The following is a 24,060-nucleotide window of genomic DNA, read 5'->3' on the forward strand; positions in this document are numbered from 1 at the left end:
TTTAGCCTAATTCCGGGCCGGGGTCCATGTGGCTGGCAGCCGGAGGGGTTTCACACCCCTCCGGACCTCCCCGTGGGATATTTATGAACACATGAAAGGGGGGCTTGCAGGGCTATTTGCCGCGCCAGACCCAGCCGCCACCGAGGACGCGGGTGGAGTTGGGTTCGTAGAAGACGCAGGCCTGGCCCGCCGAGACGCCATCCTCGGGGTCGAGGAGTTCGACCTCTGCCGTGGTGGGCGACAGCGGGCGGATGATGGCGGCGCGCGGGGGCCTGGTGGAGCGGACCTTGACCTCGATGTGGTGTTCGGTGCCGTCGAAGGGGGCGTCGCCCAACCAGTTGATCTCGCGCACCGGGATCATCCGTGTGGCGAGGGCGGCTTTCGGGCCGACGATGACGCGGCGAGTGGCGGGGTCTAGGCGCAGGACGTAGATCGGTTCCTCCAATCCGCCGACGCCGAGGCCTTTTCGCTGGCCAACGGTGTAGTGAATGACGCCGTTGTGCTGGCCGAGGACGCGGCCTTCCTGGTCGACGATCTCGCCAGGGTCGGCGGCGCCGGGGCGCAGTTTCTCGATCACAGCGGCATAGTTGCCGTTCGGGACAAAGCAGATGTCCTGACTGTCGGGCTTGTCCGCCACCGACAGCCCATATTTCGCCGCCAGCGCCCGGGTTTCCGCCTTGGAGCCAAGGTGGCCCAAGGGAAAGCGCAAAAAATCCAGTTGATCTGGCGTGGTCGAGAACAGGAAATAGCTTTGATCGCGGTTCTGGTCGGCGGCGCGGTGCAGTTCCGGCCCGGCCGCCAGCTTGCGCTGGATGTAGTGACCGGTGGCCATGCAGTCGGCGTTCAGATCCTTGGCAGTGGCCAGAAGGTCCTTGAACTTCACCCGTTCATTGCAGCGGATGCAGGGCACCGGAGTGGCGCCCGACAGGTAGGCGTCTGCGAATTCCTCGATCACTGCCTCGCGGAAGGTATTTTCATAATCAAGCACATAGTGCGGAAAGCCCATCTGCTCGGCCACGCGGCGGGCGTCGTGGATATCCCGGCCGGCACAGCAGGCGCCCTTTTTCGCCAGCGCCGCGCCATGGTCATAAAGCTGCAGTGTGACGCCGACCACGTCATAGCCTTCGTCCTTCAGCATCGCCGCGACAACCGACGAATCGACACCTCCCGACATCGCCACGACGACACGGGTGTCTGCCGGGGCCTTGGGAAGCCCCAGGGAATTAAGTTTTACGTCCAGCATGATTGCGGCCAAGTTGAGGATTTAAGCCTGCAATATAGGAAAATGCCCGCCACTCTCAACCCCTCGCTTCATGCTTGCTTAAGGACGCTGGGGCATTTTGGCGGCGTTGGACGAGGATTGACCCCATGTATCTCAAGAAAGTCGATGGCCCGCGCCAGATCACCTTGCCGGATGGCAGCATCCTGAGCCGCGCCGATCTGCCGCCTGCCGATACCCGCCGCTGGGTGGCCAGCCGCAAGGCCGTGGTGGTCAAGGCGGTGCTTTATGGGCTGATTGCCCAGTCAGAAGCGCTGGAACGCTACGCCTTGTCCGAAGAAGAGTTCACCCTGTGGCGCGACGCCGTGGAAAAGCATGGCGAAAAGGCCTTGCGGGTCACCACAATCCAGAAATACCGACAACTTTAAGTTGTTTTCCGCTTTCGTTCTGGCAGAGTAACGCTTGATTAACCATTGCCCGCCACAGTCGTTAACAGACAGCCGAGACGGAGCTTTGAAATATGCGTATCCTGCTTGTTGAAGATGATCCCACGACCTCGCGCAGCATTGAACTCATGCTGACCCACGCAAATTTGAACGTCTATTGTACCGATCTTGGGGAAGACGGTATCGATCTGGCAAAGTTGTATGACTATGACCTGATCCTTCTGGACCTGAACCTGCCCGACATGTCGGGACATGAGGTGCTGCGCCAGTTGCGCCTTGCCCGAATTGAAACGCCGATCCTGATCCTGTCGGGCTCGGACGATACCGAAAACAAGATCAAGGGCTTCGGTTTTGGTGCCGATGACTATCTGACCAAGCCCTTTCACCGAGAGGAGCTGGTGGCGCGCATCCACGCCATCATCCGTCGCTCCAAGGGCCATTCACAGTCCGTGATTCGCACCGGCAAGGTTCAGGTCAACCTGGATGCCAAGACGGTGGATGTCGACGGTTCGGCCGTGCATCTGACCGGCAAGGAATACCAGATGCTGGAACTGCTCTCGTTGCGCAAGGGCACCACGCTGACCAAGGAAATGTTCCTGAACCACCTGTACGGCGGCATGGACGAGCCGGAATTGAAGATCATAGACGTCTTCATCTGCAAGCTGCGCAAGAAGCTGGCAGAGGCCACGGGCGGGCAGAACTACATCGAAACCGTCTGGGGCCGTGGCTATGTGCTGCGCGAACCCATTGCGGCAGAGGTGCCTCGTCTGGCCGCAAGCGCCTGACCGCTGGAAATCCGCGCAGCCGCCCCGTAACCTGAGGTGCGAACAGGGGGGCGGATGATGGACAAGGCGGTCGGAGACCTGAATGAGGCCGAGGCGCGGGCAGAGCTGGCCCGGTTGGCCGAAGCTATCGCGTCTGCCAACACAGCGTATCACACGCTCGACGCGCCCGAGATTTCGGACGCCGACTATGATGCGATCAAGCGGCGCAATGCGGCGATCGAGGCGCGTTTTGCCGGGCTGAAGCGGTCTGACAGCCCGTCCGACCAAGTGGGTGCTGCGGTTGCCGCGGGCTTTGGCAAGGTGCCGCACCGGGTGCGGATGCTGAGCCTGGAGAATGCTTTTGCCGAAAGTGACGTGCTGGATTTCGACGAACGGGTGAAGAAGTTCCTTGGGGTGTCCGAAGTCACCTATACGGCGGAACCCAAGATCGACGGCTTGTCGCTGAACCTGCGCTATGAGGCTGGCCGCTTGGTTCAGGCCGCGACGCGCGGCGATGGGGAGACGGGCGAAGATGTCACCGAAAATGCCCGCACCATCGCGGATATCCCGCAAGAGGTAACGGGCGCCCCCGCCGTGATGGAGGTGCGCGGCGAGGTCTATATGGCGCACGCCGATTTTGCAGCACTCAATGCGCGGCAGGCCGCACGCGGCGACAAGACCTTTGCCAACCCGCGCAATGCTGCGGCGGGTTCGCTGCGACAGCTGGATGCGATGATCACAGCCGAACGGCCTCTTCGGTTCTTCGCCTATGCCTGGGGAGAGGTGTCCGCGCCTTTGGGGACTTCACAAATCACTTCAATATGGCAGTTCAAGTCTTTGGGATTTCAAGTAAATCCTTTGACTGTCCTGTGCAGCAGCCCTGCGGATCTTATGGCGCATTATCGCCGGATCGAGGCACAGCGGGCGACGCTGGGCTATGACATTGACGGTGTGGTCTACAAGGTCAACGACCTGACCTTGCAGGAGAGATTGGGCTTTCGCTCTTCGACGCCGCGGTGGGCGATTGCGCACAAGTTCCCGGCGGAACTCGCCTGGACCCGGCTTCTGGCGATCGACATTCAGGTGGGGCGGACTGGGGCGATCTCTCCGGTTGCGCGGTTGCAGCCGGTGACGGTGGGTGGCGTGGTGGTGTCAAACGCCACGCTGCACAACGAGGATTACATTGCCGGGCGCGATTCGAAAGGAAACCCGATCCGCGAGGGCAAGGACATCCGCGTCGGCGACTGGGTGCAGGTCTACCGCGCCGGCGATGTGATCCCGAAGGTTGCGGACGTTGACCTTTCGCAACGCAAGATCGACGCACAACCTTATGTTTTTCCGGAAGTTTGCCCGGAATGCGGTAGTCCTGCCCACCGAGAAGAGGGCGACTCGGTCCGCCGCTGCACCGGCGGTCTGATCTGTCCCGCGCAAGGTGTTGAAAGATTGAAGCATTTTGTGAGCAGGGGCGCCTTTGACATCGACGGTCTGGGCGCAAAGCAAGTCGAAATGTTCTACAATGACCCCGACCTACCTGTGAAACAGCCCGCCGACATCTTCACCCTTGCATCAAGAGACGCCGCCAGCCCTCTGAAAAAGCTGAAGAATCGTGATGGCTTTGGCGAAAGATCCGTAACCAACCTGTTTGCGGCGATCGCGGCGCGGCGCAGCATCGCGCTGGATCGTCTGATCTTCGCGCTTGGCATACGGCATGTGGGCGAAGTGGCGGCGGGTTTGATTGCGCGGCACTACGCCACCTGGCCCGCGTTCGAGGCCGCGATGGCCGTGGCCGAACCCGGGAACGAGGCGTGGAATGACCTGCTCTCGGTCGATGGCGTTGGCGGGGTTCTGGCGCAAAGCGTTGTGGATGCCTTCCGCAACCCCGCCGAACGGGCGGCGATTGACGCCCTGGTGGCGCAGCTTGACATTCAGCCGGTTGCAGCGCGGGCACAGGTCGCCTCGGACATTGCCGGCAAGACGATCGTTTTCACGGGGACGCTGGAGAAAATGAGCCGCGCCGAGGCCAAGGCGCGCGCCGAGGCGCTTGGGGCCAAGGTGGCAGGCTCGGTCAGCGCCAAGACCGATCTGGTGGTTGCGGGCCCGGGTGCGGGGTCCAAGGCCAAGGATGCCGAACGGCTGGGCGTGAAAATGATCGACGAGGATGCCTGGATCGCCCTTGCAGGGCGTTCATGAGCCGTCCGGAGATCCTTTTCCCGCTTTATGCAGGGCTTGAAACGCTGGAGGGGATTGGCCCGAAGACGGCCAAGGCTCTGGTGCCGTTGGGGGTTGAACGGCCGAAGGATTTTCTGTTTCTGCTGCCGCATTCCGGGGTGGACCGCAGCCGTAAAGCCTCGATCCGCGACGTGGTGGCGCCCGCGACCGTGACGGTTGAGGTGGAGGTTGGCCTGCATCTGCCGCCGCGCCAGAAGGGGCGGCCCTACCGCGTGACGGTGCGCGATCAGGAGGTGGAATTCCAACTGGTCTTCTTCCACGCCCGCACCGACTATCTGCGAGAACTTCTGCCGACCGGACAGCGCCGGGTTGTTTCTGGGAAAATCGAGCTTTTTGATGGGGTTGGCCAGATGGTTCATCCCGATCACGTGCTGCGCCTTGAAGAAGCCGGGTCCTTGCCCGCGTTTGAACCGGTCTATCCGCTGACCGCCGGTGTCACACAAAAGCAGATCGCCAAGGGGGTGGCGGGGGCGATGGCGCGGACCCCGGACCTGACCGAGTGGATCGACGGCCCCCTCAAGGTTCGCGAGGGGTGGCCGGACTGGCGCGCGGCGCTGGCGGCGGTCCATGCGCCTGAAAGCCCGGCCGATCTGATGCCCGAGGCTGTGGCCCGGGCACGGCTGGCCTATGACGAGTTGTTTGCCCATCAACTGACGCTGTCCCTGGCACGGGCGGCTTTGCGCAAGGGCAAGGGGCGGTCCAGCCTCGGCAGCGGGCAGTTGCAGCGCAAAGTGCTGAATTCACTGCCCTATCAGCCGACAGGGGCGCAACAGCGGGCGATTGCCGAGATCGCGCTGGACCTTGAATCCCCTTTGCGGATGAACCGGCTTTTGCAGGGCGATGTCGGGGCGGGCAAGACTTTGGTGGCCTTCATGGCCTTGCTGATCGCGGTGGAGGCGGGCGGGCAGGGGGTGATGATGGCCCCAACCGAAATCCTCGCGCGGCAACATCTGGAGGGTTTGCAGCCGCTGGCGGCCTTGGCGGGTGTCCGGCTGGAAATGCTTTCGGGCCGTGACAAGGGGGGCGAGCGGGCGGGCAAGCTGGCCGATCTGGCCTCTGGCGCCATCGACATTCTGGTGGGCACCCACGCGGTCTTCCAGAAAGATGTGGCGTTTCATGATCTTAGGCTGGCGGTCGTCGATGAGCAGCATCGCTTTGGCGTGGCGCAGCGGATGGAACTGGGCGCGAAAGGACAGGCGGCGGACGTGCTGGTGATGACGGCGACGCCGATCCCACGCTCGCTGGCTTTGGCCAGCTATGGCGACATGGATGTGTCGGTGCTGGATGAAAAGCCGGCGGGGCGCAAGCCGATCAGGACGGCACTGATCTCGGACAGCCGGATGGAGGAGGTGGTCGGGCATCTGGCCAGGGCCGTGGCCGAGGGGCGGCAGGCCTATTGGGTCTGCCCGCTGGTCGAGGACTCTGAGGTGCTGGACTATGCCAGTGCCGAGGCGCGGTTTGCCGCACTTCGGGCGGCGTTGGGCGATGGGGTGGGATTGGTCCACGGCCAGATGCCCAATGCCGAGAAGGATGCCGCGATGGCGCGATTCGTCGCGGGTGAGACCAAGGTTCTGGTGGCGACGACGGTGATCGAAGTGGGGGTGAACGTGCCCAATGCCTCGATCATGGTGATCGAGCGGGCGGAGATTTTCGGTCTGGCGCAGTTGCACCAGCTGCGGGGACGTGTCGGACGCGGCACGGCGGAATCGACCTGTTTGCTGCTGTATCAGGCGCCGCTTGGCGCCAGTGGAGAGCGGCGGTTAAAGGTGATTCGCGATACCGAGGATGGCTTTCGGATTTCCGAGGAGGATCTGGCGATGCGGGGGGCGGGCGATCTGATCGGCACGGCGCAATCGGGTCTGCCGCGGTTCCGCATGGCGGATCTGGAACGGCAGGCGGGGTTGATGGCGATTGCGCAAAGCGATGCGCGGCGGCTTCTGGCGGATGATCCCGGTCTGGACAGCCCGCGCGGCCGTGCGGCGCGGGTGCTGCTGTGGCTCTTGGATCAGGATCGGGCGATCAAGCTGCTAACTGTCGGGTGACGGTCTGTTCTCAAATGTTCTTATAAAGTTCTTTACAGGTGGTTCATCGTGTGAGAACAATATGGCAACAGAAACGGAGGTGCCGATGTTCTCTCGAATTGTTCACCAGACGACCACGCAAGTTGCCGACCTTGAGGATGCCTTGGGCGTGGCGACCCTGTTTCTTGTGCTCTACATCGGCCTGACCTTGTCAGGCGTCGCGTAATCTGCCCGCGTTTCATGCCGGCCGCGCTGCCCCAAGCGCATGTCTGTCCTGCCCGCATGACCAAAACGCCACTTGCCGCCGCCGACCGGAAGGGTCGTGCGGCGGTTTTTTCATTGCGGACCCCGGGACGCGATCAGGCCTGGGCTGCGGCGACGGCGTCGCAGGTCGCATCCAGCGCCAGCAGGATCGAGGCGTGGCGATTCTTGTAGTCGCGGGCAGGGATCAGCACCTCGTAGCCCGCAAAGGGGGCGGCGGGGACCGGGGCGCCGTCTTTCAGCATGGCCGAAAGTGCGGTGCGCGCGGATTGCAGTTCGGTTAGGGTGCGGCCGATCACAACCTCTCCCAGCACGGCGGCGGAGGCTTGGCCCAGGGCACAGGCGCGGACCTCTTGCGCGAATTCGGCCACCTTGCCATCTTTCACAACCACATCCACCGACACGGTGGAACCGCACAGCGGCGAGCGTTTCTTGGCCGTGCCTCCGGGAGCGGGCAGATGGCCCAGGTGCGGGATATCGGCGGCCAGCGCCAGAATGCGGCCGGAGTAGAGTTTGACAAGGTCGGTGTCGCTCATGTTCGGGCTTTCGGGCTGGTTCGGCGGCGGACTGTCCCCTAGATAGTCGCCACACGCCCGCCCGCCAAGGAGGACCTGATGGTCTTTGACCCCACGACGCTGAAATTTGATGCCAACGGCCTGATCCCCTGCATCGCGCAGGACGCGGCCAACGGCGAAGTTTTGATGTTCGCCTGGATGAACGCCGAAGCGGTGGCCCGCACGCTGGCCACTGGCCGCGTGACCTATTGGTCGCGGTCGCGGGCCAGTTTCTGGGTCAAGGGCGAAAGCTCGGGTCACGCGCAAGAACTTGTCGATCTGCGCCTTGATTGCGACCGCGATTGTCTGCTGGTGCAGGTGCGCCAGACCGGACCCGCCTGCCACACCAACCGGCGCAGTTGCTTTTACACCGCCGTGCGCGACGGCGCGGAAGTGGAAATCATGGCCCCCGAAGCCTGAGCCAGCACCCCGGCCGCGGCGCGGTGCATGGGCCAGCCGGGGCGGGGCTGTCCTTCGGCTTGATCAGGACCGCTGCGCAGCAAAAGCGCCTCACGCCGTTGCAGGCGGGTGATCTCGCGCCGAATGTCGGAAAGTTCGGTTTCAACCTGGTGGCGGGTCATCTTGTCCTCCGTTCTGGTGGTGGCACGATGATCGCCGCATTTGGTTAAGGAATCGTCAGCTTCGATCCGGGTTGCGGCAGGCCAAAGCCCACGCTAACCAAGCGCCATGATGACGCCCGATGACATGCAAGACATGATCCCCGCCTGGGTGGCGGGCCGCCTGAAGCCCGTGGAGAAGCTGGCGGTGCACCGGCAAGGCCTGCGCCACAAGGCGGTGTCGGTCTTTGTGATCGAGGGCGATCACATCCTGTTGCAGCAGCGCGCCTTGGACAAATATCACTCGGCCGGGCTTTGGGCCAACACCTGCTGCACCCATCCCCATTGGGGCGAAGCGGCCAACGCCTGCGCCCGCCGTCGCCTGCAGGAAGAGCTGGGGATCTCGGGGCTGGTGCTGCGCCCGGTAGGGCAGGTCGAATACCGCGCCGAGGTTGGACCGGACATGATCGAGCATGAGGTCGTCGACGTCTTCATGGCCAAAGCCCCGATCCGTCCGGTTCTGCGGCCCGATCCGGCTGAGGTCGCTGATACAGTCTGGATGACCCTGACCGAGCTGGATGCCGCCATTGCGGACGATCCCGCACGCTTCACGCCTTGGCTGCGCATCTATCTGACCGACCACCGTGAACGGCTTTTCGGCAGTCTGAATGACTGAACGGTGAAATTGGCGGGGGAGCATCCGAGGCGTGCTTAGCCCCGTTGCTCCTGCCCGGCAACTGTGGCAAGACATGCCGCAACCGGGGGATTTCCTGATGTCCCGTCCGCGTTGCATCAGGATAACCCGCCCTAGACGGAAATGAGCCAGATGAGTGATTTTGCCACCCGCCGCGTTGTGATGGTCGACACACAGGTGCGTCCGCAAGACGTGACCAAATTCCCGATCATTGCTGCCATGCTGGCCGTGCCGCGCGAAGATTTCGTGCCGGATGCGGCGCGGGAAGCGGCCTATGCGGGCCAGAACATCGTGCTTGGCCCGCGCCGTGTCGTGCTTGAGGCGCGCAGCCTTGCCAAGCTTCTGGATGCGCTGGATCTCGTGCCGGGGGAAAGGGCGCTCGATCTGGGGGCAGGGCTTGGCTATGCCAGCGCTGTTCTGGCCGAGATGGGCCTGAACGTGATCGCGGTCGAGGAAGACACAGCCATGGCCGCCGCCGCCGCACTGAAGCTGGAGGGTGCGGCCAAGGTGGTCTGCGGTCCGCTGGTGGCTGGCGCGGCCGCCGAGGGTCCGTTTGACGTCATCCTGCTGGAAGGCGGCGCGGAAGCCATTCCGACCGCTTTGGAGGCACAGATGGCCGAAGGTGGCCGGATCGCGGCGATTTTCATGGAAGGTGCCCTTGGCATCGCCCGGATTGGCCATAAGTTGGACGGAAAGATCAGCTGGCGGTTCTGCTTCAACGCTACGGCTCCGGTTCTGCCGGGCTTTGAAGCGCGGCGCGGGTTCGTACTGTAACGGAAGGCTTTGCGCCGGGGCCAGAAGGTCCGGCACAAAGGAGTCTGACCGGATTGGCCGGTCGGGCGAGGTCGGATGAGGTGGATGATGCGGAACGTTATGGTGGCCCTTCTGCTGGGTGCGGTGTCTTTTGCGCCCGGCGCAGTTTGGGCGGAAAGCCTGACCGATGCCCTGATCTCGGCCTATCGCAACTCGCATTTGCTGGAACAGAACCAAGCGGTTCTGCGCGCGGCTGACGAAGATGTGGCGACAGCTGTCGGCTCTTTGCTGCCGGTGGTGAACTTCGTGACAAAGATGGGCTACACGGCCAGCGAGTTCCCCCACAAGACCAGCGACTCCACGGCCTACAACGGGTCGTTGAACCTCGTCGTCTCGATGCCCGTGCTGCAATTCGGCCGCGGCAAGCTGAGCGTGGCCATCAAGAACGAATTGGTGCTGTCGTCGCAAGCCTCGCTGGTCAATGTCGAACAGCAGGTGCTGCTGGATGCCGTGTCGGCCTATGTGAACATGTCGCTGCAAACCGAACTGGTTGCGGCGCAGGAATCCAACGTTCGGCTGATCACCCAGGACCTGCAGGCGGCCAAAGACAAGTTTGACGTTGGCGAAGTGACCAAGACCGACGTGGCGCTGGCCGAAGCGCAACTGGCCTCGGCAAACGCGGCTTTGGCCTCGGCGCAGGGCAACTTCAACATCGCGCGTGAGCGATACAATGCGGCGATCGGTCATTATCCTGACCATCTGTCGGCGCTGCCCACCACGCCGATCGCGGTGAAGACCATGGATGAGGCGCGCCAGATTGCCCTGCGTGGCCATCCGGCTGTCGTGCAGTCGCAACATCAAGCCAAGGCGGCCGATCTGGGCGTGCAACTGGCCAAGGCGCAGTTCAACCCCAATGTGACAACCAACACGACACTGAGCCAAGGCTTCGACAAGAAGGGCCTTGGGACCTCGAACCTGTCGGTCGGGCTGGAGTTGGATCAGGAAATCTATGCCGGTGGCCGTCTGTCGGCCGCGTTCCGTCAGGCCATCGCCCAACAGCAGGAAGCCCACGCGGCGCAACTGCAGACCGGGGTGAATGTGACCGAGGCCGTCGGCAAGGCCTGGTCGAACATCCTGGTGGCCAATGCCTCGATCGCGGCCAACCGCGAGCAGATCCGGGCAGCCCAAGCCGCCTATGACGGCGTCAAGCAAGAGGCCGAGCTGGGCAGCCGCACCACGCTGGACGTCCTGAACGCCGAGCAGAACCTGCTGTCGGCCAAGGCGTCCGAATTGCAGGCGCAGGCCAACCTTTACGTCAGCCAGTACTCGCTGCTGTCCAGCATGGGCCTTCTGACCGCCGACAAGCTGCATCTGGGGATCCCGACCTTCGACCCGCAAGCCTATTACAATGCGGTGAAGGGCGCCCCGGCCACATCGTCCCGGGGGGCGAAACTCGACCGGATTCTGAAAACTCTGGGCAAATAATCGCGGGTCTTAAGCATTCGTTAGCACTTGTGGCGTCACTTCCTTGAATGAAGGCGGCGAGTGGCTTAGACTTTGCCAAGTTGTGCCGTGCGATCCGCCGGTGTGACGCAGAGTGATGGCAGCAGGACCCAAGCGAATATGGCTGGATCGGTAAATTCGGACGAAGTCGAGGATGTGCTGTCGTCGATCCGGCGTTTGGTCTCGGAAGATCTGCGCCCGATCCCGCGCCCGCAGATCGTGGTCCAACCGGTCGCGGACAAGCTGATCCTGACCCCGGCTTTGCGTGTCGTGTCCTCGCGAAAGCTGAGCGTGGTGCCCAAGGGTGACGCGGTTGCCGAGCTTCCAGATCGCAAGCCTTTGCCGCGCCTTCATCTTGGGGTCGAACATGAGGTGACGCGCGCCACGCCGGATCTGGTGGCCACGCTGGCGCAGGGGGTCGACCAGAACCGCCCGCTGGATTGGGAATCCGAAACCGGTGATCCAGGGCCAGAAGTGGATGGCCTTGACTGGTCCAGCTTCACCTTCGCACGGCGTTCCATGCGGGAGACATTTGCCGCTCAGGTGATTGCCGCCGAGCTCGCAGCACCCTTGGCCTCGCATGTCGACCAGGCGGCAGAGGTCCGCCCCAGCGTGCCAGAGGCGCCGATGGCAGAGGACGTGTCCCCTGACGATCTGACGCCAGAGTTTGACGATTGGGCCGATCAGGCAGAGGCTGAGGCTCTGGCTGCCTTGGACGACCTGCCCGAAGCCCCGATGGCGGAAGTGATCCCAGGCTCGCAGCAGGAAGACGACAACATCTTTTCCGAGCAGGTCCTGCGCGAATTGGTCCGCGATCTGATCCGCGAACAGCTGCAGGGCGATCTGGGTGAAAAGATCACCCGAAACATCCGCAAGATGGTCCGGGCCGAGATTTCGAACGCGCTGGCGGTTCACAAGCTGGACTGACAGCCGCGCAACCATATCCCGGAATGGAAAAGCGCGCCCCGAAGGGCGCGCTCAAGCCATCACAGGACTGTTCAGGCCGCTTCGGCTTGATCCAGTTCCAAAGCGTGACGACGTTCGCTTTCTTCGCGCGACAGCGCAACCGAGGTGCGAACCCCTTTGCCAACAAAATCCATCAAGCCTTTGACCACACGCTCGTTCGGGTCGATCCCGGCGCAGGACAGCACTTCGCGGCCATCGCGCGAGCGGGCCCAGCGGGCGATCTGGTCGGGACCGTTGCCGTACTTCTTGTCATCAGCAATCGCATCATCCAGCGCAGCCAGAACCACCGCTGCAAATAGCTTGCGCGCGCGTTGGCCTTGCTCGAAGTTGAAGGCAGTGCTGTCTATGAAATCGGCCATGTTGCGTCCTACTTCTTACTCTTGTCTTTTCTGACGTTCCGCGCTTGTAACGATTAGAAGACGATTCGTCATGCTGTTTCTAGCATGTCAGCCATGCGTTTGATGCATATCTTTAGACGACGCATCGCAGCATGTTGTTGAAGTCTTCTCAAACCACCCGCGATATATAGACGACAAGCTGAATCGATCAAGCTATTCTAAAGGTGTAGACACAATGACCCTCGCGACGTCCGTTCTTCCCGTCACCGCGCTTCGCCATGCTGTGCGCGAGGCGGCGCGACTGGCCATCCTGCCGCGCTTTCGGGCTTTGGCGGTGGACGAGGTGGCAGAGAAGACGGGTCCGAACGATCTTGTGACGATAGCCGACACCGAGGCTGAAGTGTTGATCTGTGCAAGCCTTGCGCGCGATTGGCCGCAAGCGCAGGTCTTGGGCGAGGAAGGGGTGGCCCGCACCCCCGCCCTGCGTGCGGCAATGGGAACCGCCGATCCGGCGGTGATCGTCGATCCTGTCGACGGGACCTGGAATTTCGCACATGGGCTGGCGGTCTTTGGCGTGCTTCTGGCCGTGGCGCGCGCCGGGCGGCCGGTCTGGGGCATGCTCTACGACCCGGTGTGCGATGACTGGATCGAGGCGGCCGTGGGCGAACCGACGCGCATGGTCACACCCACCTCCAGCCGTATCCTGCGCACCGCTGTCGGCAAGCCGGTTGCATCTTTGAGCGGCTATATCCCCTTGGGCCTGTTTCCGCCCGACAGCAAACGGGCCGTGGCCCTGGCGGGCCTGCCCTTTGGCCGGGTGACCAGTCTGCGGTGTTCGGCGCAGGAATACCGCCTGCTGGCACAGGGCCATGTCGACTTCGTGCTGTCAGGACCAACGCCGCACCCCTGGGATCATGCGGCGGGCGTGCTGGCCGTCGTCGGAGCCGGTGGGGTCGCGCGGTTTCTGGACGGTGGGGCCTATGACACCGCACGGGTGTCTGGCGTGCTGTTGGCCGCCAGTTGCGCGGCGGTCTGGCAAGAGGTGGCGCAAGCCTATGCGGCTCTTGTCTGACCGCGCCCGATTTTTCTACGAAAAATCAGCGATTCACCGGCCCGACCTGCGCTTTTTCACATGAAAATCGGGGCAGACTAGACCCGCGTGACCCTTGCGTCAGCCGCCCACATCTCGCCCTCGGCCTTGTCGAGCCGCAGATGCGCGATCCCGCGGGCCGCACTTTGAGTGAAAAGCCGCCCCACCTCGCGCCCGTCAGCCAGGATGGGGGTGCCGACTGGCGCAGCACCCTCCACCGCGACCAACGCCAGGCCTTTGCGGAGTTCGGTCTTGTGCTTCATCCGCGCAGTGACTTCCTGGCCTACATAGCAACCCTTGCGGAAATCGACGCCGTGCAAGCGTTCAAAGCCGGCTTCCAGCAGATAGGTCTCGTCGGGGATCAGTTCGATGCCCGTCTCGGGGATCAGATGCGCAACACGGATGGCGTCCCAATCCACCGCCGCTTCGGACTTTGGGGCACCATAAAGCCGCCAGCCGAGAGCTGGATGGCGCGGATCGGGCAGGGCACCCAAGGGGGCCTCGCCCAACCCTCGTGTCACCGCCCGGTCTGAAAGGGTCAGGCTGACCTCGGCACGTAAGCGGTAGAGGGACAGCCGCCTGAGCGTGGCATCGGCAACCGCCTCGGGCAGGTCGAGAAACAGGCCTGCGTCATCGTGGCCCACGAAGAAATCCGCGAGATACTTGCCCTGCGGCGTCAGAAGGGCGGCCCAGACCAGTCCAGACCCTTTGGCCAGGGGCAGAACGTCATTGCTGACGAGGCCTTGGAGAAAGGACAAGGCATCCTTTCCGTCCAGGGTGATGATCCTGCGGGTGGTGTCGGTCATGCGCGGTCTCCTGACGTGCAGATATAAACCAGTGCTGCGCCGGGAAAAGGCCTAATCCTTGAACTGCAGGCGGTAGAGGTCGGCATAAAGCCCGCCGCGTGCCAGAAGCTCGGCATGGCTGCCACGATCGACGATCTGGCCCTTGTTCATCACAAGGATCACATCGGCCGCCTGAATCGTGGAAAGCCGATGGGCAATCACCAAGGTCGTGCGCCCGGCCCGCAGACTGTCAAGCGCTTGGGTGACCTGCAACTCGGTCTGGCTGTCCAAGGCCGAGGTCGCCTCATCCAGCAGCAGGATCGGCGCATCGCGCAGCACCGCGCGGGCGATGGCGATGCGCTGCCTTTGGCCGCCCGACAGGGCCGTGCCACGCGGGCCTGCGGCAGAGTTTGCACCCTGCGGCATGGCGTCGACGAAATCGGCATGGGCCAAAGACAAGGCCCGCGCCAAGGCCGCTTCGGACTGGTCCCTGGCCCCCAGCCGGACATTGGCGGCAATCGCTTCGTCAAACAGGGCGGAGTCCTGACTGACCACGGCGAACAGGCTGCGCAATTCTGCCAAGTCCAGATCGCGCAGATCGACGCCGTTCAGCGTGACTTGGCCTGCATCCGGGTCGGCCAACCGGGTCAGCAGATGAAAGATCGTCGTCTTGCCCGCACCCGAGGGGCCCACCAGTGCCGTCACCTTGCCGGGTTCCGCCAGCAAGCTGATGCCTTTCAGGACCGTGCTTTCGGCATAGCTGAAGGCCACATCCCGCATCTCCAGCCGTATCTCTTTCGCCAAAGGCAGCGCTATGGGCCGGACCGGAGAGGTGATTTTCGGCGCCTCGTCCAGAAGCCCGCGCATCCGCTCCAGCGAGGCCCGGGCGGCGGCCCAAAGGCCCGAGACAGAGCCCAACCTGCGCAAGGGTTCAAAGACCAGCCCCATGGCGGTGAAAAAGCTCATGAACTCGCCCAGCGTCTTGGTGCCGGCGATGATCTGCATACCGCCATACAGCATCACCCCGGCAAAGCCCAAGGCGGCCACCACGTCGATCAGCGCCGGAATGGCCGCGGCGGCCCGATCCGAGCGGAACTGCGCGGTCAGGAACTTTTCCAGGGCGCGGCGGTAGCGGGCGACCTCATCCGCTTCAGCGCCCGACAGTTGCAAGGTGCGGATGCCGTGAAACGCCTCGTCGAGTTGTGTTGACAGCGCTCCCGCCGCCGTGCGTGCCGCCCGCGCCGTGCCCCGCACCTTGGCTTGCAACCGGGTGATCGGCAGCGCCAGCAAGGGCACGCCTGCCACGGCGATCAGCGTCCAGCGCCAGTCGATCAGCAAGGCCACCACGGCCAGCGACACCAAGGCCACTGCATCCCGGCCAAAAGCTTGCAGGATCGGCGGCCAGAGGTTGCGCAGGGTGGCAGTATCGCCCCGCAACCGCTCCATCAGGCTGCCCGGCGAATGGGCGAGGTAGAAGGACAAATCCAGCCGCAAGGCATGGGCCAGCATCGCCGCCTGCAGCTCTGCGCCCACCTTTTCCGACTGCCGGGCCATGATCACCTTGTGCGAGAACCCTGCCAGGGCCCGCAGGACAAAGACGCCGCCGACCGAGGCCGCAACCTTGGCCACTACCGCGAAGGCAGCGCCCTGATGCACCTCGTCGAACATCGGGCGCACCAGATAGGAAAGCCCCCCGGTTGCCGCCCCCTCCACCGCCATCAGCAGCAGGGCCAGCGCCAGCAGGGGCCAGCGCTTGCGGATATGGTCGCGCCACAGCCAGCCGAGCAGCCGTCTGGCAGGAATGGCGGTCATGGCCTGGCCTTCTTGCGCAGCGCGGAAAAGCTGGCGGTCAGGCGGTCAGGGTCATAGTCCTGTTCGATCCACTCGCGCAGCGAACGGCCCGCTGCCTCGGTCTCGTACATCGTCAGGAAATGGTCCAGAACACCGGTATGCGAGGCTTTCACATGCAGATAGCGCAGGCTCAGCTGCCGCTTGGCCTCGGCCAAGGGGCGGCCTTCGACCTCCATCAGGTAGATCGCCGCCACCATGCCGGTGCGGTCGGCGCCGGATTTGCAATGGATCAGAACGGGCTTTTCGAGGCGCGGCATCAGGTCAAGAAGCTCAAGAAGCGCGGCGCGTTGCGGCGCGCGCCGGGCCGAAAAGGGGATGTCGTGCAACGTCAGGCCCAAGGCGGCGCAGGCCTCGGCCTCGAACAGATAGAAGCCCTGCTGCGAGGGGCCGCGCAGGTTCAGCACCGATTTAAGACCCAGCCGGTCGCGGTATTGCCGCAGACGCGCCTGCGAAGGTTGGTTGGCCCGCCAGACCCCCGGTGCCACCTGATCCAGATTGGTCCACCAGCCGCGCAGAAAGGCGTGGTCCATCAACTGGAAATGCCACCACGCTGCGCGACGCGCCTCAGGCGTGGAAATATCCGTCCCATAGGCCGCAACCAACCGCTTTTGCAGGGTCAGCATCCGCTTTTTCAATGCGCCAGCCATGCGGGTCCTGAAATCTGCCTCGGGTGCTGCCGCTCTAGCGGCTTTGGCCGTCCCATTCAAGCGGCAGGCCGTTGACCCTCCGGCTGACAGCGTCTAGCCCTTGCGCAAACGGAGAATCCCATGCCGCTTGCCAATGGACGCGCCTATCTTGCCATTCCGGGCCCCTCGGTCCTGCCAGACCGCGTGCTGGCCGCCATGCAGCGGCCCTCGCCCGACATCTATTCCGGCGATCTGGTCGAGTTGGTCGAGGGGCTGTGGCCCGACCTGAAGGCGCTGGCCGGCACCAAGGGTCATGTCGCCTCTTACATCTGCAACGGCCATGGCGCCTGGGAGGCGGCGAACGCCAACCTGTTCTCGCGCGGTGACAAGGCTCTGGTTCTGGCCACCGGGATCTTCGGCCACGGCTGGGCCAATACCGCGCGCGGCTTGGGCGTCGCGGTGCAGGTGATGGACTTTGGCGGCAAGACGGCCGCCGACCCGGCGCAAGTCGAGGCCGCGGTGCGCGCCGATCCCGCTATCCGCGCCGTGCTTTTGACCCATGTCGACACGGCCTCATCGGTGAAATCGGATGTGCGGGCCGTGCGCGCTGCGATGGATGCGGCCGGAAGTCATGCGCTTCTGGCGGTGGATTGCGTGGCCTCGCTGGGCTGTGACGAATTCCGGATGGATGACTGGGGCGTCGATGTCATGCTGGGCGCGAGCCAAAAGGGCCTGATGTGCCCGCCGGGCCTCGGCTTTGTGTGGTTCAACGACAAGGCGCTGGCGGCCTGCGCGGCCTCAACGTGCCGCACGCCCTATTGGGATTGGACCCGGCGCGCCAACCCCGAGGAGTTCTGGCACTACTGGTTCGGCACAGCACCCACGACGCATCTCTATGCGCTGCGCGAATCCCTGACGATGATCCTGCAGGAGGAAGGCCTGACCAATGTCTGGGCCCGCCATGCCGCACTGGCCCGTTCGGTCTGGGCCGCCTTCGACGCCTGGGGACAGGGCAATGCCGCCATCCACCTCAACGTCGCTGACCCCGCCGCGCGTGGCCACTCTGTCACCGCCGCCCGCCTGGGCGCGCCCGACGCCACGCGCCTGCGCCAATGGACCGAGGCGCAAACCGGCGTCACCCTCGGAATCGGCCTTGGTGCCGCGACGCCCGACGACCCCGAGGCAACCGGCGCGCTGCGCGTCGCCCATATGGGCCACGTGAACGCCCACATGACCCTTGGTGCCCTTGCCGTGATGGAAGCGGGCCTGACCGCGCTGAATATCCCGCATGGGGCCAATGCCCTGTCAGCCGCAACCGCCGCAATCGCGCACGGCGTCTGAAGCGCGGCGCATCGGGGCCGCCGAAAAGGCTGAATCTGGCTCGCTGCCCAAGGCGAATGGCAAAAGCGCACTTTCGTTTCGCCTTCTCAAAATATCCCGCGGGAGGGTCCGGGAGGGTGCGAAACCCTCCCGGCGGCCGGCCAAGGGCGCGGCCCGAGGTTATTCTTCGAACAGTGAGGCCAACCGTTCCGTGTCGATCCCCGGCACCACCAACCCCTTGGGCTTGACCGCGGCCACATCGACCCCGGCCACGATCGCATTGACCACGGCTTCTTCGGTGGCCTCGACGGCGGCAAGATACAGCGGGTCCATCACCTCGTTGTTGATCTCGGATCGGGTCAGGACCGTGTCCGATCCTTGCGGCATGGGGCCGGCATTGGCGGTGGAAAAGGCCAGAAAGATATCACCCGAGGAGTTGCCGGCCGGTGTGCCGCCCCGCGCCACGCCCATGGAGGCGCGGCGGGCGAGGTGGCGTAAGGACAGCGCGGACAGGGGCGCGTCGGTGGCGATGACCACGATGATCGAGCCCTGTTCCTTGTCGCGGAATTTGCCCTCGGGCATCAGCTTGCCGACTGGCTTGCCCAGAACCTGAAACCAGTCACGCCGCCCGTGGTTGGCCTGCACCAGCACGCCGACGGTGAAGGCCTGCCCGCCGAGCTTGATCCCCCGCGAGGCGGTGCCGGTCCCGGCCTTGAACTCGTAAGCGATCATTCCGTTGCCGCCACCGGTAGAGCCCTCCTCGACATGGCCTCCCCTGGCCGCGCGGATGGCGGTCTGGGCATGGGCGGGGGTCACGTGCAGGGCGTTGATGTCGTTCAGGATGCCGTCATAGGTTTCAGCCACCACGGGCATGGCCCAGGCATGCTCGGTCGCGAACCAGGCTGCGTAATGGTCGATCATCCATTCGGTGACGCCGTGATGGACGGCCCCCACGCCATGGGTGTTGGTGATGCAGACCGGTCCGATGAAATAGCCTGCGTCGTTGATCCAATGGGTGCCGGTCATCTCGCCATTGCCGTTCAGGGTGAACTGGCCAGCCCAGACCGGCTGCGGGAAGTCGGTGTCCTCGCGCGCCAGAATGGCGGTCACGCCGGTCCGCATCTTCTTGGCCGGATCGGTCAGCGTGCAGAACCCGACGCGGACGCCGGGCACGTCGGTGATGGCGTTCAAGGGGCCGGGCTGGCCGGGAAAGGGCAGGCCAAGGTCTCGGGCACGGGGTTTGGGCATATCAGGCTCCTGCTTTTCGGGCTTGCTGCCCAGATTGGCAGCAGTCTTGCGCCCTGATCAAGTCAGCTTGATCCATTTGCGCAATTTCAAGGCTTTCCGTGTCAGGATTGCGAGCCTAGTATCGGTTGAAACAGCGCGCGGCAGTACCATGACCCGTCCAAAAGCACATCGCCCCATCATCGGCATCATCGGCAATCAGTTTCTGATCAATGACCGCTATCCTGCGACGACAGCGGGCACGATGAATTCTCAGGCCGTGGCGGATGTGGCCGGGGCCATGCCGCTGATCATCCCAAGTGACCCGCGCTTTGTCACGGTGGAGGAACTGCTGGAAAGCTGCGATGGCTTTTTGTTGACCGGCGGTCGCCCCAATGTCCATCCCAGTGAATATGGCGAGGAGGAGACCCCCGCCCACGGCGCATTCGACCGCGCCCGGGATGCCATAACGCTGCCCCTGATCCGTGCCTGCGTGGCACGCGGCCAGCCGTTCCTGGGGATCTGCCGCGGCTTTCAAGAGGTCAACGTGGCGATGGGCGGCTCACTCCACCCCGAAATCCGCGAGATACCGGGCCGAATGAACCACCGCATGCCGCCCGATGCCAGGATCGAAGAACAGTTTGCCCTGCGGCACAAGGTCCGTTTCACTGAGGGCGGCGTCTTTCACCACCTGATGGGTGCGGTCGAGGTGATGACGAATACCCTGCACGGTCAGGGCATCATGCGCCCGGCCGAGCGCATCGTGATCGACGGCCACGCACCCGATGGCACGCCAGAGGCGATCTACGTCCGCGACGCGCCGGGCTTCACCTTGGCGGTGCAATGGCATCCGGAATGGAACGCGGCTGATGACCCCGTCTCGCGGCCGCTGTTTTCTGCCTTCGGTCAGGCCGCCCGCCACTGGGCCGAAGCGCGGCGTCCGTTGCGCCTCAGCGCCTGACCGACCGGACTTTTGCACCGTTCAGACGGCTTTGCCGCATTGCCGGGACTCAGTTGCGGGTCTAGGCTTGGCCACATTCATTTTATCTGACCGCATGAGGCTGTCATGGCCGTCTTTATCGTGGATACGACCGTCACCGCTGGCGGCGATGGCCATACCTCTTTGCAAGAGGCCTTTGCCCAGGCCGTCCAGGCCTCGATTGCCAGCGGGCGAGAGGCGACGATCCGGTTTGTCCAAGCCATCGACATCACCCTGCTGACCACGCTGGTGGTGCCCAAGGGGGCCAGGATCGTCATCGACGGTGCCATCGACGGCAGCACCCAGGTTCAGACCGGCGGCAATGCGGTTGTCCTGCAGGGCGATAGCGGCGCGGGCTATGACCCCAACAGCGGGCTGGCCTATGGTCACACGCTGTTTCGCGTGGCCGCTGGCGGGGCGTTGCGGCTGTCCGATGTGGAACTGGCGAACAATCTTGTCGCCGGCGCAGCAGGCATCAGCGGAGCCAACGGCAGCGACGGGTTGAACGGCACCAACGGCAAGGACAGCGGCGTGCCCGGCTTGGCGGGCAACGGCGGGCTGACCGTTGGCACCTCGGGTACCGCCGGGCAGGCGGCAGTCTCGGGCGTTTTGAACCATGGCACGCTGGTGCTGGACCGGGTCAACATGAACGGGCTCAAGGCCTATGCCGGGCATGGTGGGGCTGCAGGGTCGGGCGGCAACGGGGGCAATGGCGGCGACGGGAATGAGGCGCCTGCCGGCGCCGGTGGACCGGGCGGCAGCGGGCTTGGCCACGCTGCGGTCGGGGGAGAGGCGGCGGCCGGGGTGCTGAACTTCGGCACCGTCAGGCTGCTGGACACGATGTTTCAGAACGACTTCATCTTCGCCGGGGGCGGTGGCAGCGGCGGTTATGGCGGCAAGGGCGGCGATGGCGGCAAGGGTACGCTGGGCGGTTATGGCGGAAACGGCGGCACTGGGGGCAATGGCGCGCGCGGCGGCGACGGCGCGGTGACGGTGCTGAACCACGGCACGGTCCACCTGGATGGCGGCTGGGTGTACAACGCCGCATCCAACCTGATCTGGGGCGGCAGCGGCGCGGGTGGCACTGCCGGGTTGGGCGGCGCCGGAGGCACCGGTGGCAAGGGCAAGGACACCGCCTCGCACGGCGGCCACGGCATCGGTGGTTCCAGCGGACATGCCGGTGCCACCGGGACCGAAGCCGCCGCGGTGGGGTGGAGCGGGACGCACGTGGCGACCAGCTTTTACGTCGAAGCCAACCGGACCAAGATGGACGAATATGCCGGGCCCGCAAACCCCGTGACGGCCCTGACGATCTACCGCTTGGGCGACGCGTCGGGTCTGGGCAGCGTGACCCTGTCGGCGCAGGGGGTGGCCGGTGCCTTGGGCGGCAACCTGCAGGGCGGGCTTTTCAGCGACCGCGTGATCCACTTCGCCGCAGGCGACGCGATGGAGCAGGTCTATGTCTTCGCCCAAAGTGACGGGATCGCAGGCGGACCGGACAGCTACCGTTTCACCATTTCTGCGGCCACGGGCGGGGTGCTGGGCGGCAATCTCACGGCGGACCTCGCCGTGGTCAACCGCGACATCGTGGGGAATGATCAGGCCAATAGCCTGACCGGCACCAGCGGCGCCGATGTCCTTCTGGGCGGGCTTGGCAGCGACACCCTCAAGGGGCTGGATGGCCCGGACCGGCTGGATGGGCAGGGCGGCCTCGACACGGTGGATTATTCCGATGTGCAAAGGGGCCTGAACGGCATGGGCCTTGTGGCGGACCTGTCGGCCAACACAGCCACCGGGCTGGGCACGGGGACCGACCAGATCTTCAACATCGAGAACCTGATCGGCTCGGCCTTCAAGGACACCGTGACCGGCGATATCAACGCCAACCGGATCGAAGGGCGGGCGGGCGCGGACCGGCTTGACGGCGGCTTTGGCAATGACACCCTGGTCGGAGGCCTGGGGCATGATACCCTGACGGGCGGCGCGGGGGCCGACAGCTTTGTCTTCGCCGAGCCTTTGGTGACCGCCAACCTGGACCACATCCTGGCCTATTCTCACACCGACGACACCATCGTCCTGACCCGCACCGGAGCGGGCCCCTTTGACATGCTGGCCTTTGGCGCGCTGACGCCGACCGCGTTTCACAACGGCACCAGTGCAACCACCCTGCACCAGCACATCCTCTACGATCGCGCCTCGGGCACCGTGTTTTATGACGCCGATGGCGCGGGCACCGCCGCCGACCCGATCGCCTTTGCGATCCTGAACAACAAACCCCTGCTGACCTTCGACGATTTCCTGGTGATCTGAGCCTTGTTGTGACGGGCTCAATCGTTATAGTCCTGCCCAAATCACCGGACTGAACCTTGGGGGGAACCGAAATGAAACGGTCGCGCGTCAACGAGATCATGGCAGCCGCAGAGGATCTGATCCGCCACTACGGGTTTGTCCTGCCGCCCTTCGCCAACTGGTCGCCGTCCGAGTTCAAGGCAAATACCCCGCGTGCGCAGCGCGTGATCGACGGCCGTTGCGGCTGGGACATCACCGACTACGGTCAGGGACGTTTTGATGACCTTGGCCTGTTCCTGTTCACCCTGCGCAACGGTTCGCTGGCTGATCTCAAGCGCGGCGGCGGCATGTGTTACGCCGAAAAGCTGCTGATCTCGCGTCAGGATCAGCTGAGCCCGATGCACACCCATGTCATCAAGGCCGAGGATATCATCAACCGCGGCGGGGCGACGCTGGTGGTCGAACTGACCGGGTCGGACCCCGAGGGCCACTGCTCGGACAAGCATGGCGGCATGGTGCGCTGTGACGGAATCGACGTGCCCTATGCGCCCGGCCAGAAGCTGCGGCTGGCGCCGGGCGAGAGTGTCACCCTGATGCCGGGCGACTGGCACGCCTTCTGGGGCGAGGGCGGTGATGTACTGATTGGCGAGGTCTCGACGGTCAATGACGACGTCACTGACAACGTCTTTCGTGAACCGATCGGCCGCTTCGCCAAGATCGAGGAAGATGTGGCCCCGACCCATCTTCTGGTCAGCGATTACGAGGCATGGCTGAAGTAGGGGTTTCACCCTCGGCCCTTGCAGGGCCTCACCCTAGGATATTTGCACAAGTCTGAAAGGGGCGCCAGGAAAGGTGCCCCTTTGCGATTTCATTCTTGCACAAATATCCCCGCCGGAGGCTTCCGCACGCGGGCCCGGGCTCAGGCGGTTGTCAGAAGGTCCTGCAGGATCCGGGTGGCCTCGGCGCGGGGGGCGATCAGCGGCGTGCGGTCCTCGCCGGGGAAAAAGCGCGCGCGGGTGGCCGTGGGCATGGGGTGCGGGGTGGTGATCACCACGCGGGGGCCGATGCGCTGCGTCTCGGCCCGCCAACTTGCGGCGAGCGCGATCTGGGCCGCTTTCGACGCGCCATAGGCCCCGAAGAATTTCTGCCCGGCGCGGGGGTCATCAAAGAACAGAGCCGTGCCCTTGCCCTCGCGCAGCAGCGGTTCGACCATCGGGATCAACTGGCCGGTGGCGCGGATGTTGGTGGCAATCGCCTTGTCCCAGTCCTTGCTGGCCAGTGACCCCGCAGGGGTCATTGGTGTGGCATGGATTGCGGCATGGGCCCAGAGGTCCAGATGCCCCCAGCGTTCATAGATCGACAGGCAGAGATGCCGCATCGCGTCATCATCGGTCACGTCCATCGGCGCCAGCGTCAGCCCGCCTGCACCCGGCAGACCCAGCGCCTTCACCCGGTCGTCCAACTCCTCCAAGCCGCCCACGGTGCGCGCCACAGCCACCACATGCCAACCGCGCGCGGCCAGTTGCTCGGCCAAAGCCGCACCAAGGCCGCGGGACGCTCCGGTGACAAGCGCGATGTTCTGGGTCATGGA

At 64.3% G+C, this 24,060-nt stretch carries 24 protein-coding genes; 15 read left to right on the forward strand and 9 right to left on the reverse strand.

The genetic code is table 11. The annotated features are described in order from the left end of the window. Nucleotides 1-112 precede the first annotated feature (112 nt). Nucleotides 113-1,243 carry a tRNA 2-thiouridine(34) synthase MnmA gene (gene mnmA / locus AC1Y2B_RS00335; RefSeq protein WP_482251043.1) on the reverse strand — a complete coding sequence of 377 codons (1,131 nt, stop codon included), beginning with the start codon at nt 1,241-1,243 and terminating at the stop codon, nt 113-115. A 125-nt stretch (nt 1,244-1,368) separates the two neighbouring features. Between mnmA and sciP the strand changes: the two genes are divergently transcribed. The 5 genes from sciP to AC1Y2B_RS00360 all read left to right on the forward strand — a co-directional run bounded on the left by sciP (nt 1,369) and on the right by AC1Y2B_RS00360 (nt 6,905). Beyond that, entirely contained in the window at nt 1,369-1,647 is a 279-nt protein-coding gene (gene sciP / locus AC1Y2B_RS00340; RefSeq protein ID WP_482251044.1) for a CtrA inhibitor SciP, read from the forward strand. 92 nt (nt 1,648-1,739) lie between these two features. Then, complete coding sequence (gene ctrA, locus AC1Y2B_RS00345; RefSeq protein WP_482251045.1) at nt 1,740-2,450, forward strand: response regulator transcription factor CtrA; 711 nt, start codon at nt 1,740-1,742, stop codon at nt 2,448-2,450. Between the two features lie 54 nt (nt 2,451-2,504). Continuing rightward, nucleotides 2,505-4,619 (forward strand): NAD-dependent DNA ligase LigA, encoded by a 2,115-nt coding sequence (ligA, locus tag AC1Y2B_RS00350; protein ID WP_482251046.1) that lies wholly within the window; start codon nt 2,505-2,507, stop codon nt 4,617-4,619. After that, complete coding sequence (gene recG / locus AC1Y2B_RS00355) at nt 4,616-6,700, forward strand: ATP-dependent DNA helicase RecG (RefSeq protein ID WP_482251047.1); 2,085 nt, start codon at nt 4,616-4,618, stop codon at nt 6,698-6,700. The genes ligA and recG overlap by 4 nt, the downstream gene beginning before the upstream one ends. Nucleotides 6,701-6,761: 61 nt before the next feature. Next, entirely contained in the window at nt 6,762-6,905 is a 144-nt protein-coding gene (locus tag AC1Y2B_RS00360; RefSeq protein ID WP_482251048.1) for a hypothetical protein, read from the forward strand. Between the two features lie 133 nt (nt 6,906-7,038). Here AC1Y2B_RS00360 and AC1Y2B_RS00365 read toward each other — a convergent pair whose 3' ends face one another. Continuing rightward, nucleotides 7,039-7,476: an iron-sulfur cluster assembly scaffold protein gene (locus tag AC1Y2B_RS00365; protein WP_482251049.1), complete on the reverse strand. Its 438-nt coding sequence runs from the start codon at nt 7,474-7,476 to the stop codon at nt 7,039-7,041. A gap of 78 nt (nt 7,477-7,554) precedes the next feature. Here AC1Y2B_RS00365 and hisI point away from each other — a divergent pair, with 78 nt between their 5' ends. Further along, nucleotides 7,555-7,914: a phosphoribosyl-AMP cyclohydrolase gene (gene hisI / locus AC1Y2B_RS00370; RefSeq protein WP_482251050.1), complete on the forward strand. Its 360-nt coding sequence runs from the start codon at nt 7,555-7,557 to the stop codon at nt 7,912-7,914. Here hisI and AC1Y2B_RS00375 read toward each other — a convergent pair. Further along, the gene (locus AC1Y2B_RS00375) at nt 7,860-8,075 is read right to left on the reverse strand and encodes a hypothetical protein (protein ID WP_482251051.1); all 216 of its coding nucleotides are present in this window, start codon (nt 8,073-8,075) and stop codon (nt 7,860-7,862) included. The genes hisI and AC1Y2B_RS00375 overlap by 55 nt on opposite strands. A gap of 124 nt (nt 8,076-8,199) precedes the next feature. On the opposite strand from AC1Y2B_RS00375, the gene idi reads away from it, so the two are divergent. The 4 genes from idi to AC1Y2B_RS00395 all read left to right on the forward strand — a co-directional run bounded on the left by idi (nt 8,200) and on the right by AC1Y2B_RS00395 (nt 11,928). Then, nucleotides 8,200-8,727, forward strand: a complete 528-nt coding sequence (gene idi, locus AC1Y2B_RS00380) for an isopentenyl-diphosphate delta-isomerase (protein ID WP_482251270.1) — start codon at nt 8,200-8,202, stop codon at nt 8,725-8,727. Nucleotides 8,728-8,877: 150 nt separating this feature from the next. Then, nucleotides 8,878-9,519: a protein-L-isoaspartate O-methyltransferase family protein gene (locus tag AC1Y2B_RS00385; RefSeq protein ID WP_482251052.1), complete on the forward strand. Its 642-nt coding sequence runs from the start codon at nt 8,878-8,880 to the stop codon at nt 9,517-9,519. Nucleotides 9,520-9,603: 84 nt separating this feature from the next. Then, the gene (locus AC1Y2B_RS00390) at nt 9,604-10,983 is read left to right on the forward strand and encodes a TolC family outer membrane protein (protein ID WP_482251053.1); all 1,380 of its coding nucleotides are present in this window, start codon (nt 9,604-9,606) and stop codon (nt 10,981-10,983) included. A gap of 138 nt (nt 10,984-11,121) precedes the next feature. Beyond that, nucleotides 11,122-11,928 carry a hypothetical protein gene (locus tag AC1Y2B_RS00395; protein WP_482251054.1) on the forward strand — a complete coding sequence of 269 codons (807 nt, stop codon included), beginning with the start codon at nt 11,122-11,124 and terminating at the stop codon, nt 11,926-11,928. Nucleotides 11,929-11,999: 71 nt separating this feature from the next. Here the strand turns inward: AC1Y2B_RS00395 and AC1Y2B_RS00400 are convergent, their stop codons facing one another. Then, nucleotides 12,000-12,326, reverse strand: a complete 327-nt coding sequence (locus AC1Y2B_RS00400) for a DUF6280 family protein (protein ID WP_477999622.1) — start codon at nt 12,324-12,326, stop codon at nt 12,000-12,002. 214 nt (nt 12,327-12,540) lie between these two features. Between AC1Y2B_RS00400 and AC1Y2B_RS00405 the strand changes: the two genes are divergently transcribed. Next, on the forward strand, nt 12,541-13,377 hold the full coding sequence (locus tag AC1Y2B_RS00405) for an inositol monophosphatase family protein (RefSeq protein ID WP_482251055.1): 837 nt from the start codon (nt 12,541-12,543) through the stop codon (nt 13,375-13,377). 77 nt (nt 13,378-13,454) lie between these two features. Here AC1Y2B_RS00405 and ygfZ read toward each other — a convergent pair whose 3' ends face one another. From ygfZ to AC1Y2B_RS00420, 3 genes are read right to left on the reverse strand one after another with little or no spacing between them, the layout of a single operon-like run. After that, nucleotides 13,455-14,201, reverse strand: coding sequence for a CAF17-like 4Fe-4S cluster assembly/insertion protein YgfZ (gene ygfZ, locus AC1Y2B_RS00410; RefSeq protein WP_482251056.1), 747 nt, complete (start codon nt 14,199-14,201; stop codon nt 13,455-13,457). 51 nt (nt 14,202-14,252) lie between these two features. After that, entirely contained in the window at nt 14,253-15,992 is a 1,740-nt protein-coding gene (locus tag AC1Y2B_RS00415; RefSeq protein ID WP_482251057.1) for an ABC transporter ATP-binding protein, read from the reverse strand. Continuing rightward, on the reverse strand, nt 15,989-16,678 hold the full coding sequence (locus AC1Y2B_RS00420) for a phosphatase domain-containing putative toxin (protein WP_482251058.1): 690 nt from the start codon (nt 16,676-16,678) through the stop codon (nt 15,989-15,991). Before AC1Y2B_RS00420 ends, AC1Y2B_RS00415 begins: the two co-directional genes overlap by 4 nt. 120 nt (nt 16,679-16,798) lie before the next feature. Between AC1Y2B_RS00420 and AC1Y2B_RS00425 the strand changes: the two genes are divergently transcribed. Then, nucleotides 16,799-17,998, forward strand: a complete 1,200-nt coding sequence (locus tag AC1Y2B_RS00425; RefSeq protein ID WP_482251059.1) for a pyridoxal-phosphate-dependent aminotransferase family protein — start codon at nt 16,799-16,801, stop codon at nt 17,996-17,998. 159 nt (nt 17,999-18,157) lie between these two features. Here the strand turns inward: AC1Y2B_RS00425 and AC1Y2B_RS00430 are convergent, their stop codons facing one another. Then, the gene (locus AC1Y2B_RS00430; RefSeq protein ID WP_482251060.1) at nt 18,158-19,225 is read right to left on the reverse strand and encodes a DmpA family aminopeptidase; all 1,068 of its coding nucleotides are present in this window, start codon (nt 19,223-19,225) and stop codon (nt 18,158-18,160) included. A gap of 148 nt (nt 19,226-19,373) precedes the next feature. Between AC1Y2B_RS00430 and AC1Y2B_RS00435 the strand changes: the two genes are divergently transcribed. The 3 genes from AC1Y2B_RS00435 (at nt 19,374) to AC1Y2B_RS00445 (ending at nt 23,248) form a co-directional block, all read left to right on the forward strand. Next, nucleotides 19,374-20,162 (forward strand): gamma-glutamyl-gamma-aminobutyrate hydrolase family protein, encoded by a 789-nt coding sequence (locus AC1Y2B_RS00435; RefSeq protein ID WP_482251061.1) that lies wholly within the window; start codon nt 19,374-19,376, stop codon nt 20,160-20,162. A 105-nt stretch (nt 20,163-20,267) separates the two neighbouring features. After that, entirely contained in the window at nt 20,268-22,490 is a 2,223-nt protein-coding gene (locus tag AC1Y2B_RS00440; RefSeq protein WP_482251062.1) for a calcium-binding protein, read from the forward strand. A 71-nt stretch (nt 22,491-22,561) separates the two neighbouring features. Next, complete coding sequence (locus AC1Y2B_RS00445; protein WP_482251063.1) at nt 22,562-23,248, forward strand: D-lyxose/D-mannose family sugar isomerase; 687 nt, start codon at nt 22,562-22,564, stop codon at nt 23,246-23,248. Between the two features lie 140 nt (nt 23,249-23,388). Here AC1Y2B_RS00445 and AC1Y2B_RS00450 read toward each other — a convergent pair whose 3' ends face one another. Then, nucleotides 23,389-24,057, reverse strand: coding sequence for an SDR family NAD(P)-dependent oxidoreductase (locus AC1Y2B_RS00450; protein ID WP_482251064.1), 669 nt, complete (start codon nt 24,055-24,057; stop codon nt 23,389-23,391). Between the last annotated feature and the right edge of the window lie 3 nt (nt 24,058-24,060).

This window comes from Stagnihabitans sp. (assembly GCF_964946895.1).

Coding starts and splice junctions, on each gene's coding strand:
- AC1Y2B_RS00440 (WP_482251062.1), top strand. CDS start 20,268: ATGGCCGTCTTTATCGTGGATACGACCGTCACCGCTGGCGGCGATGGC.
- sciP (WP_482251044.1), top strand. CDS start 1,369: ATGTATCTCAAGAAAGTCGATGGCCCGCGCCAGATCACCTTGCCGGAT.
- AC1Y2B_RS00400 (WP_477999622.1), bottom strand. CDS start 12,326: ATGGCCGATTTCATAGACAGCACTGCCTTCAACTTCGAGCAAGGCCAA.
- AC1Y2B_RS00375 (WP_482251051.1), bottom strand. CDS start 8,075: ATGACCCGCCACCAGGTTGAAACCGAACTTTCCGACATTCGGCGCGAG.
- mnmA (WP_482251043.1), bottom strand. CDS start 1,243: ATGCTGGACGTAAAACTTAATTCCCTGGGGCTTCCCAAGGCCCCGGCA.
- AC1Y2B_RS00450 (WP_482251064.1), bottom strand. CDS start 24,057: ATGACCCAGAACATCGCGCTTGTCACCGGAGCGTCCCGCGGCCTTGGT.
- AC1Y2B_RS00435 (WP_482251061.1), top strand. CDS start 19,374: ATGACCCGTCCAAAAGCACATCGCCCCATCATCGGCATCATCGGCAAT.
- AC1Y2B_RS00360 (WP_482251048.1), top strand. CDS start 6,762: ATGGCAACAGAAACGGAGGTGCCGATGTTCTCTCGAATTGTTCACCAG.
- recG (WP_482251047.1), top strand. CDS start 4,616: ATGAGCCGTCCGGAGATCCTTTTCCCGCTTTATGCAGGGCTTGAAACG.
- ygfZ (WP_482251056.1), bottom strand. CDS start 14,201: ATGACCGACACCACCCGCAGGATCATCACCCTGGACGGAAAGGATGCC.
- ligA (WP_482251046.1), top strand. CDS start 2,505: ATGATGGACAAGGCGGTCGGAGACCTGAATGAGGCCGAGGCGCGGGCA.
- AC1Y2B_RS00385 (WP_482251052.1), top strand. CDS start 8,878: ATGAGTGATTTTGCCACCCGCCGCGTTGTGATGGTCGACACACAGGTG.
- AC1Y2B_RS00395 (WP_482251054.1), top strand. CDS start 11,122: ATGGCTGGATCGGTAAATTCGGACGAAGTCGAGGATGTGCTGTCGTCG.
- AC1Y2B_RS00445 (WP_482251063.1), top strand. CDS start 22,562: ATGAAACGGTCGCGCGTCAACGAGATCATGGCAGCCGCAGAGGATCTG.
- AC1Y2B_RS00430 (WP_482251060.1), bottom strand. CDS start 19,225: ATGCCCAAACCCCGTGCCCGAGACCTTGGCCTGCCCTTTCCCGGCCAG.
- AC1Y2B_RS00405 (WP_482251055.1), top strand. CDS start 12,541: ATGACCCTCGCGACGTCCGTTCTTCCCGTCACCGCGCTTCGCCATGCT.
- AC1Y2B_RS00420 (WP_482251058.1), bottom strand. CDS start 16,678: ATGGCTGGCGCATTGAAAAAGCGGATGCTGACCCTGCAAAAGCGGTTG.
- AC1Y2B_RS00365 (WP_482251049.1), bottom strand. CDS start 7,476: ATGAGCGACACCGACCTTGTCAAACTCTACTCCGGCCGCATTCTGGCG.
- AC1Y2B_RS00425 (WP_482251059.1), top strand. CDS start 16,799: ATGCCGCTTGCCAATGGACGCGCCTATCTTGCCATTCCGGGCCCCTCG.
- hisI (WP_482251050.1), top strand. CDS start 7,555: ATGGTCTTTGACCCCACGACGCTGAAATTTGATGCCAACGGCCTGATC.
- ctrA (WP_482251045.1), top strand. CDS start 1,740: ATGCGTATCCTGCTTGTTGAAGATGATCCCACGACCTCGCGCAGCATT.
- AC1Y2B_RS00415 (WP_482251057.1), bottom strand. CDS start 15,992: ATGACCGCCATTCCTGCCAGACGGCTGCTCGGCTGGCTGTGGCGCGAC.
- idi (WP_482251270.1), top strand. CDS start 8,200: ATGCAAGACATGATCCCCGCCTGGGTGGCGGGCCGCCTGAAGCCCGTG.
- AC1Y2B_RS00390 (WP_482251053.1), top strand. CDS start 9,604: ATGATGCGGAACGTTATGGTGGCCCTTCTGCTGGGTGCGGTGTCTTTT.